Source organism: Flavobacteriales bacterium TMED191 (assembly GCA_002171975.2).
In the GTDB taxonomy this organism is placed as follows: domain Bacteria; phylum Bacteroidota; class Bacteroidia; order Flavobacteriales; family TMED113.
Genome location: NHIO02000057.1, coordinates 27599 through 42590, shown reverse-complemented (window position 1 = coordinate 42590; position 14992 = coordinate 27599). Strand labels below are relative to the sequence as shown.

The following is a 14992-nucleotide window of genomic DNA, read 5'->3' as shown; positions in this document are numbered from 1 at the left end:
ACACAATTTAATTTTGATTATAATGCAACAGTTAATGGAACCGCAATTGGAGATCTTACTAATCCTTGTATACCTTATATATTAGGATGTACAGACCCAACAGCATTTAATTATGATATTAATCTTGATGCTAATACAGATGATGGATCATGTATTCCAGTAGTTGAAGGTTGTACGGATTTATTGGCTGATAATTATAATGCAGCTGCTAATACAGATGATAATAGTTGTTTGTATACTGGAGGTTGTATAGATAATTTATATTTAGAGTATTATAGTCAAGGCTTTGAAGCTAATATTGATGATGGCTCATGTGTTACTCCAGCAGTTTTTGGATGTACATTATCGGAATTTGCAAATTACAATCCAGATGCAAATGTTGATGCTTCACAGGATCCTTCAGGGCAAGCTGAATTATGTGCACATATTCTTGGTTGTACAGATGATGAAGCATGTAATTATGATGCAACTGCAAGTTTAAATAATAATACATGTTTTTATTTAGAGGATTTAGTAATCAATATTGATGGTGTATTTTATGATTGTGATGGTATTTGTTTAGCTGATGAAGATAGTGATGGCGTATGTGATCAACTAGAGATAGTAGGTTGTACAGATTCTACAGCATGTAACTATGATATGTTTGCTACAGATGAGGCAGAATGTGTATTCTCTAGTGCTGGTTGTAATACTTGTGTTGAAGGTGAATTAATTATAATTGATAGTGATGGTGACGGTGTATGTGATAGTGAAGAGATTATAGGCTGTCAGGATGAAGTAGCATGTAATTATGATTCATCAGCGACTGATTCGGGTGAATGTGAATATGCGGATGAGTATTATGATTGTGATAATAATTGTTTAAATGATAGTGATGCAGATGGGGTTTGTGATGAATTAGAGGTTTTAGGATGTGTAGATGAAACAGCAGTTAATTTTAATTCTGCTGCTACAGAGGATAATGGAACATGTAGTTATGTCTTCATTGGTTGTACTGATGAGGCATATTTGGAATATAGCATGAATGCTACAGAAGATGATGGGTCTTGTGAAACATTTATAGGTTGTTTAAATGAGGGCTTTTATGAGTATAATGTAGGTTTAACATGTGAATCTAAACGAGGAGATTCAAACTCAGATAATATTATAGATCTGGATGATTTATTTGCGGTACTTGGTGCGTGGCTTGTTAGTGGTCCTGATTTAGCGGGTGATGTTAATAATGATGAAATTGTTGATCTTCAGGATTTATTTGATGTATTAGGTAATTGGTTAAATTAATTTAATAACTTTATTAAGCATGAATTTTAATCTAAAAAATATTATAAGAACTTTAACAGTTAGTTTTTGTTGCATAATATTGTCTTTTAATGGTTTCTCGCAAGAAAACCCTGATTACTTTCAAGGTTTAGTTTTGGAGCAACTAAACAATGGAGGGGCTGTTGATGGAACTACCTATAGGCTACATGCTGAAATTAGTTCAGGAAAAGTTGTGGCTATTTGGGCAGATGTAAATAATTTATCAACTATAGAAACGTCGACTGTATTTTTTAATGAAACTACAATTGGTGGAAATTTTCAAAGCGATTCAGATCCAAGTTTATTTGATATGTTTGCTGGTTTAGAGTGGGATACGTGGGTTGCCATAGGAGATGATTATGAATCTTCACCAAGTGAGATTGGAACATTAAACTTAAATGGTCTTTTGTCAAACTCATGGTCATTTGGTGAGTCAGGCGATGCATCAATATACTATACTCCTGATAATCCTAATTGTTTAGCAGATGATAATAACTATGTTCTTTTAGGACAATTTACTACCGACGGTGATCTTTCAGGGAATCTGAATATAGAACTTTTACCAGATGGCTCTATTATTACTGAAGCTGCGTTTGCTGATATTCCCTCCGAAGTGACAATTGGTTGTATGGATGCAACTGCATCTAATTATTGCTCAACCTGTACTATAGACAATGGCTTATGTGCTGATTCGACGCCAGTATGTGAAGATAATGATTCTGTTATGAGTGCTTTTGGAGGTTGTGTGGCTGCAGTAGCTGCACTTGGTTGTGATTTTGTTTTTGCAGGTTCTCCAATTAGTGATTCATGTCCTGTAAGTTGTGATAATTGTCCAATTTATGGTTGTACAGATGCAACGGCATGTAATTATGATGATGCAGCTGATACGGATGATGGCTCTTGTATACTTGATGATAATGATGCTATGAGTGCTTTTGGAGATTGTGTTGGTGCAGTAGCTGCACTTGGTTGTGACTATGTCTTTGCAGGCTCTCCAATTAGTGATTCGTGTCCTGTAAGTTGTGGTTGTCCCTCTGACCAAGAGGTTTCTGGCTGTACAGATGATACTTATTTAGAGTATGATGCTTCAGCAAATACAGATGATGGTTCATGTTTTACATTGATAGTAGAGGGTTGTACGGACGATACTTATATAGAGTATGATCCATTAGCAAATACAGATGATGGTTCATGTTCTACACTGATTGTCNNAGGNTGTACAGATCCAGGTGCAGATAACTACAATGCAGATGCAAATACAGATGATGGTACATGTTTCACTACANTNTTAGGATGTACAGATCNAGNTGCAGATAACTACAATGCAGATGCAAATACAGATGATGGTACATGTTTCACTACAGTTTTAGGATGTACAGATTCAGATTATTTAGAATTTAATCCACTAGCCAACACCGATGATGGTTCTTGTGCCACATTTATAGGTTCAGTATTTGGTTGTACAAACCAAACAGCTTGTAATTACGATGAGTCTGCAACAGCTGATGATGGTTCTTGTATATTCGTAGATGGTGTATGTGAAACTTGTGAAAATGGTGTTATTTTAGATAATGATTTAGATAATGATGGCATTTGTGATAATGATGATATTTGCCCTAATGACCCTGCAAATGATGCGGATGGTGATGGTATATGTGACGATGTAGATTCATGTTTAGATGATCCAATTAATGATCCAGATGGTGATGGTATATGTGATGTTGATGAGATTTATGGCTGTACTGATATTTCTGCATGTAATTATAATACAAATGCTACTGAAGAAAGTGGTAATTGTGACTATGCATTTGGTTGTGACTTCTGTTCTGGAGCAACAAATGGTACAGGATATGTTGTTGATAATGATGTTGACAATGATGGTGTATGTGATGATGATGAAATTGAGGGGTGTACTGATTTAGATGCATGTAATTATGATTCATCTGCAACAGAAAATGATGGTTCTTGTGACTATCCGGAAGATTTATATCCAGAGTTTTTATTTGACTCTAATGGTGATGGCATCCTTAATGAGTCTTATGTTGATTGTGAAGGAAACTGTTTAAACAATTCAGATGGAGATGAGTGGTGTGATGAAGTAGATAATTGTCCTGAAGTTGATAATCCTAATCAAGAAGACTTTGATAATGATGGTGTAGGTGATGCTTGTGATGGTATTGGTTTAGACGAGGATAATCCATTCGATTTTATATTATATCCCAACCCATCTTCCTCTATTCTAAATATAGAATATAATTCTTATTATATTGATAACATACAATTGCGATTTTTCAACTCTATTGGACAACTTATGTTTGATCAAGAATATCTTTCAACAGATGAGTTGAATATTTATTTAAATATTGATGATTATGTACCAGGTGTTTATCAAGTAAAATTATCTACTGATCGAGGAAGTAATATAAATAGGCTATTTATTATTAACTAATGCTTTAAAATTTATTTTTTTAAAAGCCAGCTAGATGACTGTATTTTATCTCCTAGTCCATCTAGTAATTTTATTCCAAGTTTTTTACAAATTTTCCTTTCAGGAATTGTAGTGTTGTTTTGGTCACCTCCATTTGCAAAAAATAACATGTAATCATTACTATATTGAGTATGGATTTGTTTAATAGTTTCTTGAACAGTTCTATCCTTATCAATAGCTAAGATGGTTTTATTGACGAGTTTTAAGTGTGAGATAATTAGTGTTCTTTCATTTTCGTCTTGAAATTTTTTAGACCCTTTTAATTCTCTCTGATAATCGGAATTGACAATTACAAATAATTCTTCTCCGTTTGATTTTGCTTTTTCAAAATATTCTAAGTGTCCTTTGTGAAGTGGATTAAAATATCCTGATACAATTATGGCAATCTTTTTCATATTAGCAATCTATATTTTGTGTTTCTATATTATTTTGACTAGAACCAGGACAATTACAACCGTCTTTTCTAGTTGTATAGCATGAAGAAACAAGTATAGTTAATAGAGTGAAAGTAAAAAATATAAAAATAGATTTTTTCATTATACATAAATATAACTATTTTTATTTCATATATGCATTTTTTAATTACTACAGGACAATATATTCTATTTCTTAGAAAGATATTTTCAAGATTTGAAAAAAGAAGAGTTTATCTTCCTAGGATTGTTCATGAAATCAATGAGTTAGGCATGTCTTCAATTGGTTTTGTTGCATTTATATCAGTATTCGTAGGCGCAGTTGTTACTTTACAAGTTGCTTATAATATGGAAAACCCACTGTTACCTACTTATCTAATTGGTTTAGCAAGTAGAGATTCTATTATACTTGAATTTTCTCCTACAATGATTAGTCTTGTGTTGGCAGGTAAAATAGGTTCTCACATTTCATCTTCTTTAGGTACTATGAGAGTTACTGAGCAAATAGATGCCTTAGAAGTAATGGGCATTAATTCTGCTTCATTTTTAGTATTTCCAAAAATTTGTGCTACTATTATTATTAACCCATTTTTAATTATTCTTAGTATTGCTTTAGGTATTGTAGGTGGTTGGTTGGCTGGAAATTTAACTGGAATTTGTCCTACCGAAGAGTTTTTGTTGGGCTTACAATATGAGTTTATTCCTTTTAATCTTGCATATGCATTAATTAAGACAGTGATTTTTGCTTTTATCATAACTACCGTTTGTGCCTTTTTTGGCTATACTACTAAAGGTGGAGCATTAGAAGTTGGACAGGCCAGCACAAGGGGAGTTGTTTATACTAGTATTTTAATTATTATATGTAATTATTTTATCACTCATTTATTATTAAATTAAGTTTTTATGATTAAGGTTGATGCTATAAATAAATCTTTTGGAGAAAAAGTTGTTTTGAATAATTTTTCTTCCAATTTTGAATCCGGAAAAATCAACCTAATTATAGGCCGAAGTGGATCGGGTAAAACCGTTGCAATTAAATGTATGTTAGGTTTGCACGAAGTTGACTCTGGATCAATTTTCTTTGATAGAAGAAGTTTTAATTCCATTAATGATAATCAAAGAAAACAAATAAGAAAAGAGATGGGTATGGTTTTTCAAGCAAGTGCATTGTTTGATTCAATGAGTGTTTTTGATAATGTTATGTTTCCATTGTTAATGTCCGAAAAGATGTCTTTAAAAGATATGAGCAAAAGAGTAGATTTTTGTTTAAATAGAGTTGACCTTAAAGGTGCGCATGATATGTTCCCCTCTGAACTTAGTGGTGGTATGCAGAAAAGAGTTGCTATTGCAAGAGCAATATCATTAAATCCAAAATATTTATTTTGCGATGAGCCTAATTCAGGTCTAGATCCTACAACGGCAATAGTTATAGACAATTTATTAAAGGAAATTACATATGAAAACAATATTACGACTGTTATTAATACACATGACATGAATTCAGTTATGGATATAGGTGATAATATTGTTTTTATTAAGGATGGAAGTAAAAAATGGGAGGGTAATAAAGAGAATTTTTTAAGTTCTAATAATAAGGAGTTGTGTGAATTTAAATCTTCCTCTAAGTTATTATTGTAGTAGTAATACTATTTATTTTGATTATTAAAAAAAGCCCAGAAATTCTGGGCTTTTTTAGTTTTGCATCTTATAGATATAAATATCTATTCGATAATTAATTTAGTTGTATTTGATTTTTCTTCGTTAGAAATAGTTACAAAATATATACCTTTATTTAAACCCTCCAGATTCAATGAAGTGTTATTATTAATGTTATTTCTATATATATTTTTACCTACAACATCGTTTATTTGGACTAAGTAGTCACCGTTCTCATCTATTTCAATATTTACATTTCCATTAGATGGATTTGGGTAAATATTTAAATCTAAATTATTTTCGTTTAGACTAATAATTTCAGATACGGCATCTCCAGTAATCATTCTAATTGCTGCTGCGGTTCCATTTGAATATGCGGCATCACCTGGAATATAAATCATGCTCATATAGAAAGGCTGAGGAATTGTTTCGTCATCTAATATATATATATCAGTCGCATTTCCGTTACTATACATTTCGACAGATACAAAGTATGCATTTGGATTTAGTGTGATATTTTCACTAAATGGTACAACTACATATCCATTGTCAATATCCTCTTGAGTTACTAAGTAGAAGTCACTTGATTCAATAACGTTACCTGGATCGAAAGTTTCAGCTGATATCAGAGTTGTATCTCTAAGAGCTACAACAAGTTCTCCCCCTGCTACAGTTGCGGGTGTTTCATATGCATAAGAGTCTAAACCAATCCAAACACCACCTATTGTTGTAGTTGCAGATATATCATAGTATGACATCATCATAAATCCGTCAGTAGCATCAGTAAATGAACCCGTACCTAATCTATTTATTGAAGGATTTGAGTAAACACCTAGACCATCAGTTGAATATAATCCATTTGTTAGTTCAAATTCTCTTGTAGCTGTATTATCTCCAAAGTATTCTCCACCATTAGAGTCTCCATCTGAAGATGCTGAGAATGTTGCAGTGTATATTCCTTCAGGAACACTACTCATTGGTGTCATATCTTCAAAATAAACACTTACATCGCTAGCAATAGGTCCACTAATAGTAGTGGTCATATCTAAGAATCCATCTGCATCTAGTCCATACATTGAATATCCAGATTGTGATGTTACAGGATAACCAGTAGCGTCTGTAACTTCCATTGATAAATCAACATCAGTTGCATCATTTACTCCAAAGTTATATACGCTTCCGCCAGTGTATGCTCCATCTCCTAATTGTGAAAGAGGCACTCTACCATATTCTTCGCCAGTACCGTTATGACTGACTAATCCGTATGATAGTGTGATGTCATCAGCAGGCTGTTGAGCAACACAAACTCTGTCTATAAACCATGCATATCCCCAAGTTCCAACCCAATTAAATCGGACCCATACTTGAGACTGTCCACCTGCAGCCTCTGAAATATTAATTCTTCTAGTAGCAGGATTGGTTGCAGGAGAACCACCAACATCTACAGTAGATATTTCAGGAAAAATTTCATAAATACCACTAGCAGGATCTTCTTCTGTTGATGGTGTTAAGTCCTCAGGAAAGGTTCCATCAGTACTAACGACTAAAAAACATTTTTCACTATTGTAGCTTCTATACCATGTATCAAATTCTACAATAACATTATCAAATGTAGAACAGTCAACAGGACTTGCCATAGTTAACCATGAGTCTTCCACTTCTGTTCCACCTTCTTCTCCTCCATATGCGTCAGAGTCAAGCATAGCATAATAACCATTCGCAGATTCAACTGCCGCAATTGGATATGATCCGCTACATTCTAGGTTTTGTCCAATTTCCCAATCTAAAGAGCAGTCTGATACATCATGAGCAATATTCCAGTCAGCAGCATTGGAAAAATCGCTTTCCCAAATACAATCTACAGATCTTGGCTCTATGTTAACATCTGTTTGCACTAATTTAATTGGAGCTTCTTTGGCATTTCGCTTAACTTTTATATTTGCATTAGATTGTGCAAATGAAAACGATAATGCTAAAAAAGATAATAATAAAGTAAAAATTCTTTTCATATTGTTTGTTTTAGTTGTTAATAATTTAAAATGTCTTAAGATTCCTCTCCTCGAGAGAAGGGGGACGCTAAAGATACGACTTTTTTATTGATTTATTATCTTAATCCACTGTTTTTTCTTCATATTCTTCTATTGAGGCACATGAACATATCAAGTTTCTATCACCATGCACCTCATTAATACGTCGAACAGTAGGCCAATATTTACGTTCTTTTACATATGATATTGGGAATACTGCTTCGGCTCTTGAGTAGGGATAGTTCCATTTATTAACTAACATTTCTAGAGTATGTGGTGCATTTTTTAATAAATTGTCATCAGAATTAGATTTATCTATCTCTTTTTTTATCTGGAGCATAGCTTCACAAAAACTATCTAGTGCATATTTGCTTTCACTTTCAGTAGGTTCAATCATCATTGTTCCAGGTACAGGCCATGAAACAGTTGGAGCATGAAAACCATAATCCATGAGCCTTTTAGCTAAATCTGTTACATTAATGTTTTTATCATTAAACTCTCTGCAGTCAATAATCATTTCATGAGCCACAGTATTATTTTTTCCTTGGTATAAAATTTTAAAATCTTTTTCCAGTTTAAATTTTAAATAATTAGCATTTAATATTGCTATTTCAGTAGATTTTTTTAAACCGATACTTCCTAATAGTTTTATATATGCATATGATATTGTTAGTATTAAACCACTTCCCCAGGGGCTTGCTGATATTGAAGAAATACCATTTTTTCCTCCGTAATCAATAATGGCACTTTTAGGTAAGAATTCTTTTAAGTGTTCTGCAACTGCAATAGGTCCCATTCCAGGTCCTCCCCCTCCATGAGGGATTGCAAAAGTTTTATGTAGATTTAAATGACATACATCACAGCCAATTAATTTTGGATTGGTTAATCCAACTTGGGCATTCATATTTGCTCCATCCATATATACTTGACCTCCGGCATTATGAATAAGATCGGTTATATGAATTATGTTTTCTTCAAACACTCCGTGTGTTGAAGGATATGTTATCATTAAGGCTGCAATATTATTTGAATGAGTTTCAATTTTGGAGGAAAGATCATTAATGTCAATATTTCCCTGGGTATCACATTGTACAATTACAACTTTCATTCCTGCCATTATAGCGCTTGCAGGATTTGTTCCATGGGCTGATGAGGGAATTAAACAAATATTTCGGTTAATGTCTTTATTTGATTCGTGGTATTTTTTAATTACCATTAGCCCTGCATATTCACCTTGTGCGCCTGAATTAGGTTGTAGTGAAACAGCTGCTAGTCCAGTAATTTTACATAATGCTTTCTCAAGTTCATCAAAAACTATATGGTATCCTCTTGCTTGATTCAATGGAGCAAAAGGATGAATATTTGAGAAGTCAGTAGAACTAAGTGAAAATAATTCAACAGCAGCATTCAATTTCATAGTACATGAACCTAAAGGAATCATAGAGTGTGTTAGTGATAAGTCTTTATTTTCAAGAGATTTTATATATCTCATTAATTCTGTTTCAGAATGATAAGAATTAAATACTTCATACTGTAAAAAGTGAGATTTTCTAATTAAATTTTTTGGAATTCCTTGATAATTTTCGTTCAAATTATCTTTAATTATGTTTTGCAAAATTTTATAAAAGTCAGTATGATTTTTTGCTCTAGCAAAAACTTTAATAATTTTTTCAATATTATGTATGTCATCTTTTTCATCAATACTTATTGAAATTAAAGAGTCATTTATATAGTTAAAATTCATCTTTGCATCTTCAGCGTAGACTTTTATATTTTTTGTAGATATGTCATCAGTGTTAATTAATAATGTGTCAAAAAATGTATTATTTATTTGTTCATATCCAATTGCTTTTAAAGCAGAAGATAGAATAAAACTGTGGTGATGAATATTTTGCGCAATTTTACTGAGTTTTTCAGGTCCATGATATACTGCATACATTCCAGCCATAACTGCAAGTAAAACTTGAGAGGTACATATATTTGAAGTTGCTTTTTCTCTACGAATATGTTGTTCTCTTGTTTGTAGTGCCATTCTGTAGGCTTTTTTCCCATCAATATCATGAGAAACGCCAATAATACGCCCTGGTATGTTTCTTTTAAACCTTTCAGTTGTTGCAAAATAAGCTGCATGTGGACCACCATAACCTAACGGAATACCGAATCTTTGTGAGGAGCCCACCACAATATCAGCTCCTAATTCTCCAGGTGGCTTGAGTATTGTTAAGCTTAATAAATCTGCTGCTACAGTAATTAAACAATCATTATCATTTGCTTCTTTAATTAATGATGAGTAATCGTTGATTTCTCCATATTTGCCAGGGTATTGAATGATTGCTCCAAAAACTTCTTTTTCAAAAACAAAATCTTTATGATTAACTATTTTAAGTTCAATGTCTAAAGATGACGCTCTGGTTTTAATAACATCAATAGTTTGTGGAAAACAATTGTCAGATATTAAAAATATATTAGCGTTTGCTTGTTTTTTCTTATTACTTCGACACTGATAGCTCATAGTCATTGCTTCTGCTGCAGAGGTAGCTTCATCAAGTAGAGACGCATTAGTAATTGGTAGAGCTGTTAATTCAGTTATTACTGTTTGAAAATTAAATAGTGCTTCTAATCTTCCTTGGGAAATTTCGGCCTGATATGGAGTATATGCAGTATACCATCCTGGATTTTCTAAAATATTTCGTTGAATGACTCCAGGGAGTATATTGTTGTAATATCCTAGACCTATGTAACTTTTATATATTTTATTTTTTCTTCCTAGTTGCTGAATGTGTTCAACATAACGAGCTTCACTCATAGGCTCACCAACATCAAATATATTTTTCATCAATATATTTTTTGGGATTGTTTTACTAATTAACTCATCAATACTTTCAATGCCAATAATTTTTAACATTTCAAGTGTATCTTTCTTTCTAGGACCAATATGTCTATTTATAAAATCTGTATCAGGAAGCATTTTGTTAGTATTTTATATTAATTTTTTTATTATAATATGCAATTTGTAGTAAATTAGTTGTGCAAGCAAATCATTTATGAATCGATTTATAAGTTATATAATCAAAACTAATATTATAGTTGCTTGTAGTTCATTTTCGTTATATAAATTAACGGAATTTTTGTTTAATATTAGTGATATAAAAATGGGATTTTTTATTTTTTTTTCAACACTACTTGCATATAATTATATGCAACTTTTTAATAGGTTGAAAAATAATTTTTTTAATCCTCAAAGAACTTTTATTTACATTCTTTTATTTTTATTATGTTCGGTTTTATTATATGATTTGTATTTTTTAAAATTAGTTATGCCTATTGTTTTAATATGTATAATTTATCCAATGTCCATTGCAATTTCAAATAAACATCATTTATTTAGATTAAGATCAATTCCTTTTTTTAAAGTTTTTTTAATTGCTCTAGTGTGGTCATATGTTACATTTTTAATGCCTTTATTATATTTTAATATTAAAATCGATTTTTTTTTAATAAGCAACTTTATACAAAGGTTTCTTTTTGTACTAGTCATATCACTTCCTTTTGATATTCGTGACATGAAAGTTGATAATATTAGTACCATTCCAAATACATTTGGAATCATGAAATCAAAATATTTTGGTTGGTTCTGCTTATTTGTTATTCAAATTTTATTAATTGTTGAAATAATAAACAATGTAATATCACTTGAAATGTTCATAGCATTATTTATTAGTATAGAATTAACATCGTTAATTTTGTATCTCGCTAATTCACGTAGATCTAATTTTTTTTATGGTGTAATTGTTGAGGGGCTTTCAATAATAATGTGTTTATTTGTATTTTGTTCAATGTTCTTTATATAAAAATAATCATGGATAATGTCTTTTCAATTGGAGCTGCACGTAGTATGGATAAAAATGACCCATTGTATAGTCTTCGTCAAAACTTTAATATACCTATTGTTGATGGAAAGCAAGCAATTTATTTTACAGGCAATTCTCTTGGTTTACAGTTGAAGAATCAGAATGTTTATTTAGATCAGTCTTTAGAAGACTGGAGTAATTTAGGGGTTGATGGACATTTCAAGGCTAAAACTCCTTGGGTAGATTATCACAAGTGTTTAGAAAAATCGACATCTAAAATTGTAGGGGCAAAAAGAAATGAAGTAGTTACTATGAACGGCCTTTCTGTTAATCTTCATTTATTATTAACATCGTTTTATCAACCTACAAAAAAGAGATTTAAAATTTTATGTGAACCACATTTATTTCCATCAGATTTATATATTTTACAAAGTCAAATTCAATTAAAAGGTTATAATCCTGATGATGTGCTTGTTTTTTTACCTTCTGACGAAAATGGTGTTATCTCCGAGCCTGACATATATAAATGTATAGAGGACAATAAAAATCATTTAAGCATGATATTTATTGGGGGAGTTAATTATTATACTGGCCAGGTATTTAATATTCAAAAAATCACCAAAAAGGGTCATAGCCATGGTATTATTGTTGGTTTTGATTTGGCTCATGCTGCGGGAAATATTGAATTACAATTACATCAATGGAGAGTAGATTTTGCAGCTTGGTGCTCTTATAAGTATTTAAATTCAGGCCCAGGAAATGTTTCAACAATTTTTATTCATGAAGATCAAATAAAAAAAAATCCATTTAGATTATCAGCTTGGTGGGGTCATAAATTAAAGAACAGATTTAGTTTACAAAAAAAATTTGACCCTGTTATGACTGCTGAAGGTTGGCAACTTTCTAATGCACCAATTTTTGCAATGTCTGTTTATAGAGCTTCTTTAGATTTATTTGATGAAATAGGAATGAAAAAATTAATTCTAAAAAGAATAAATTTGTCTACATACTTGGAGCGAGCAATTCATTCATTTAATAAAAAATCATCTGATTTGAATTTGCAAATAATTACTCCTGGATCTGCAAGCCAAAGAGGAGGTCAATTATCTATCTTACTTAATAAAAAGGGTAAGTATGTGTATGATTTTTTAAGACAATCAGGTGTGTTTATTGATTGGAGAGACCCCAATGTAATGAGAATCGCAGTCGCTCCATTATATAATTCATTTGAGGATATTGCTAGATTTTATAATTTATTATTGCATGCATTTAAAAAATAAAAATATTGCAGTTGTTGGTGGTGGTTTGGTAGGAAGTTTATTATCTATTTATTTAAGTAGACAAGGTGCAGCTGTGTCAGTTTTTGATAAAAGAGATGATATTAGACTAGACGATAATAGTGCTGGTAGATCTATTAATTTAGCATTGTCAAATAGAGGTATTAATGCTCTCAGTAAAATAGGTATTGAACAATCTGTTTTAAAAATTGCTATGCCTATGTATAAACGTATTATGCATTCTATTCATGGAGATTTAACAGAGCAACAATACGGTAAGGATTCAGAAGCTATTTATTCTATTTCTAGGCATTTGTTAAATTCAAAATTAATGAATATTGCTGAAAAAGATTCAGTTAAATTTTCTTTTAATAAACATTGTATTAGTATTAATCCAACAACAAATACTTTGTTTTTTTCTGATAATTCTAATTTAAGATTTGATTTCATTTTTGGTGCTGACGGTGCAGGCTCAGTAATTAGAAAAAAAATGGTTGAGTTATCTAAAACAATAAAAAGTTCGGTTAAGTTCATCAATTCTTCATATAAAGAATTAACAATACCTGCAAATGATGATGGTACGCATAAAATTGATAATAAAGCTTTACATATTTGGCCTAGAAAATCATTTATGGTAATTGCACTCCCAAATTTAGATGGAACATTTACATGCACTCTTTTTGCTCCAAATAAAGGTTTGAATTCCTTTGATTCAATAAAAAACTCAAATGATGTAGATGGTGTTTTCGTTAAATACTTTAAAGATTTAAAATCAATTATCCCGAATTTATCTGAACAATACTTTTTTAATCCAACTTCCCCTCTTGGTTATGTGAGATGTAGTTCTTGGAGAGAAAATAATACAATTTTAATTGGCGATGCTTGTCATGCTACTGTCCCATTTTATGGTCAGGGCATGAATTCGGGTTTTGAAGATTGTTTTTTACTGAATAGGTGGTTAGATCAAAAAAGAAGTTTTAATAATCAAGATTTAGATAATTTTTTGCATAATAGAAAAATTGATACAGAAGCTATGCAGGACTTATCTATGCATAATTTTATTGAAATGCAAGATAAAACTGCTGACAAAAGCTTTTTACTTCAAAAGAAAATCGAAGAATGGTTTTCGAATATGCATCCTCAAAAATGGATCCCTCTTTATTCAATGGTGACATTTAGTAATATAAGATACAGCGAAGCTTTGAAACTTGGAAAAGTTCAAAACAAAATCATGTTGGATATAATGAAGACTAATAATTTAACTAGCGATTATAGTTTAGAAGAATTAAAGCGCAAAAATATAGAGCAACAAATTTTAGATATTATTAATTAGTTTGTTTCAAGAATGGATTATGTTCTTTTTCAAATCCAATACTTGTGTTTTGACCGTGACCACAATAAACTTCCACAGTGTCATCTAAATTAAATAACTTTTGTTTGATACTATTAATTAAATCTTCATGATTACATAGAGGTAAGTCTGTTCGACCGATACTCATGTAAAACAATACATCTCCAGCAATAATTTTGTTATATGATTTATTAAATAGACAAATGTGTCCGGGGGCATGCCCAGGAGTAAAAATGACTTGCCATAAAGTTTCACCTAATTGGATAGAATCATTTTCGTCGATAAATTTAACATTTAATGGAGGGGGTGATAAATGTACATGATATTGTTTAGCAATGTTCACTGCATTTGTTAATAATGGTAAATCTTTTTTATGCATTTTAGGGGTTAAGTTATATTTATTCGCAATAAAATTATTTCCAAAAATATGATCTAAGTGACAGTGAGTATTTATTAGCTCCACAGGAGATAAATTATTAGATAATATATATTCAGCCAGTATATTTTCTTCAGCTTTTGTATTACAGCCGGGATCAATAATCATACATTTGTTATTATCACTTATGATATATGTATTTTCTTGAAATGAGTTGAATGTAAATTTTTTAATTATCATCTCTTTAATTATTT

At 31.2% G+C, this 14992-nt stretch carries 10 protein-coding genes; 6 read left to right on the top strand and 4 right to left on the bottom strand.

The window, feature by feature from the left end; all coding sequences use genetic code 11:
* Positions 1 to 1300: 1300 nt before the first annotated feature.
* Positions 1301 to 3748, top strand: coding sequence for a T9SS C-terminal target domain-containing protein (locus CBD51_006875; protein ID RPG57736.1), 2448 nt, complete (start codon positions 1301 to 1303; stop codon positions 3746 to 3748).
* Between the two features lie 11 nt (positions 3749 to 3759).
* On the opposite strand, the gene CBD51_006870 is transcribed toward CBD51_006875, so the two are convergent.
* Positions 3760 to 4182 (bottom strand): cytidyltransferase, encoded by a 423-nt coding sequence (locus CBD51_006870; protein RPG57735.1) that lies wholly within the window; start codon positions 4180 to 4182, stop codon positions 3760 to 3762.
* A gap of 174 nt (positions 4183 to 4356) precedes the next feature.
* On the opposite strand from CBD51_006870, the gene CBD51_006865 reads away from it, so the two are divergent.
* Together CBD51_006865 and CBD51_006860 are read left to right on the top strand one after the other, a co-directional pair.
* A complete protein-coding gene (locus CBD51_006865) occupies positions 4357 to 5097 on the top strand; it encodes an ABC transporter permease (GenBank protein ID RPG57734.1) in 741 nt (246 codons plus the stop codon).
* 6 nt (positions 5098 to 5103) lie between these two features.
* Complete coding sequence (locus CBD51_006860) at positions 5104 to 5838, top strand: ATP-binding cassette domain-containing protein (GenBank protein RPG57733.1); 735 nt, start codon at positions 5104 to 5106, stop codon at positions 5836 to 5838.
* A gap of 83 nt (positions 5839 to 5921) precedes the next feature.
* Here CBD51_006860 and CBD51_006855 read toward each other — a convergent pair whose 3' ends face one another.
* On the bottom strand, positions 5922 to 7865 hold the full coding sequence (locus tag CBD51_006855) for a T9SS C-terminal target domain-containing protein (GenBank protein RPG57732.1): 1944 nt from the start codon (positions 7863 to 7865) through the stop codon (positions 5922 to 5924).
* A gap of 100 nt (positions 7866 to 7965) precedes the next feature.
* Positions 7966 to 10851, bottom strand: coding sequence for a glycine dehydrogenase (aminomethyl-transferring) (gene gcvP / locus CBD51_006850; GenBank protein RPG57731.1), 2886 nt, complete (start codon positions 10849 to 10851; stop codon positions 7966 to 7968).
* A 76-nt stretch (positions 10852 to 10927) separates the two neighbouring features.
* On the opposite strand from gcvP, the gene CBD51_006845 reads away from it, so the two are divergent.
* The 3 genes from CBD51_006845 to CBD51_006835 are packed head-to-tail and all read left to right on the top strand — an operon-like array spanning position 10928 to position 14344.
* A complete protein-coding gene (locus CBD51_006845) occupies positions 10928 to 11734 on the top strand; it encodes a hypothetical protein (protein RPG57730.1) in 807 nt (268 codons plus the stop codon).
* Positions 11735 to 11742: 8 nt separating this feature from the next.
* Entirely contained in the window at positions 11743 to 13014 is a 1272-nt protein-coding gene (gene kynU / locus CBD51_006840; GenBank protein ID RPG57729.1) for a kynureninase, read from the top strand.
* A complete protein-coding gene (locus CBD51_006835) occupies positions 12998 to 14344 on the top strand; it encodes an FAD-dependent monooxygenase (protein RPG57728.1) in 1347 nt (448 codons plus the stop codon). Before kynU ends, CBD51_006835 begins: the two co-directional genes overlap by 17 nt.
* Here CBD51_006835 and CBD51_006830 read toward each other — a convergent pair.
* The gene (locus CBD51_006830) at positions 14337 to 14978 is read right to left on the bottom strand and encodes an MBL fold metallo-hydrolase (protein ID RPG57727.1); all 642 of its coding nucleotides are present in this window, start codon (positions 14976 to 14978) and stop codon (positions 14337 to 14339) included. The genes CBD51_006835 and CBD51_006830 overlap by 8 nt on opposite strands.
* Between the last annotated feature and the right edge of the window lie 14 nt (positions 14979 to 14992).

What these genes read in the sequence shown, in the direction of transcription:
- CBD51_006870 (RPG57735.1), bottom strand. Translation starts at nt 4,182, where the DNA reads ATGAAAAAGATTGCCATAATTGTATCAGGATATTTTAATCCACTTCAC.
- CBD51_006865 (RPG57734.1), top strand. Translation starts at nt 4,357, where the DNA reads ATGCATTTTTTAATTACTACAGGACAATATATTCTATTTCTTAGAAAG.
- CBD51_006860 (RPG57733.1), top strand. Translation starts at nt 5,104, where the DNA reads ATGATTAAGGTTGATGCTATAAATAAATCTTTTGGAGAAAAAGTTGTT.
- CBD51_006855 (RPG57732.1), bottom strand. Translation starts at nt 7,865, where the DNA reads ATGAAAAGAATTTTTACTTTATTATTATCTTTTTTAGCATTATCGTTT.
- gcvP (RPG57731.1), bottom strand. Translation starts at nt 10,851, where the DNA reads ATGCTTCCTGATACAGATTTTATAAATAGACATATTGGTCCTAGAAAG.
- CBD51_006845 (RPG57730.1), top strand. Translation starts at nt 10,928, where the DNA reads ATGAATCGATTTATAAGTTATATAATCAAAACTAATATTATAGTTGCT.
- kynU (RPG57729.1), top strand. Translation starts at nt 11,743, where the DNA reads ATGGATAATGTCTTTTCAATTGGAGCTGCACGTAGTATGGATAAAAAT.
- CBD51_006835 (RPG57728.1), top strand. Translation starts at nt 12,998, where the DNA reads ATGCATTTAAAAAATAAAAATATTGCAGTTGTTGGTGGTGGTTTGGTA.
- CBD51_006830 (RPG57727.1), bottom strand. Translation starts at nt 14,978, where the DNA reads ATGATAATTAAAAAATTTACATTCAACTCATTTCAAGAAAATACATAT.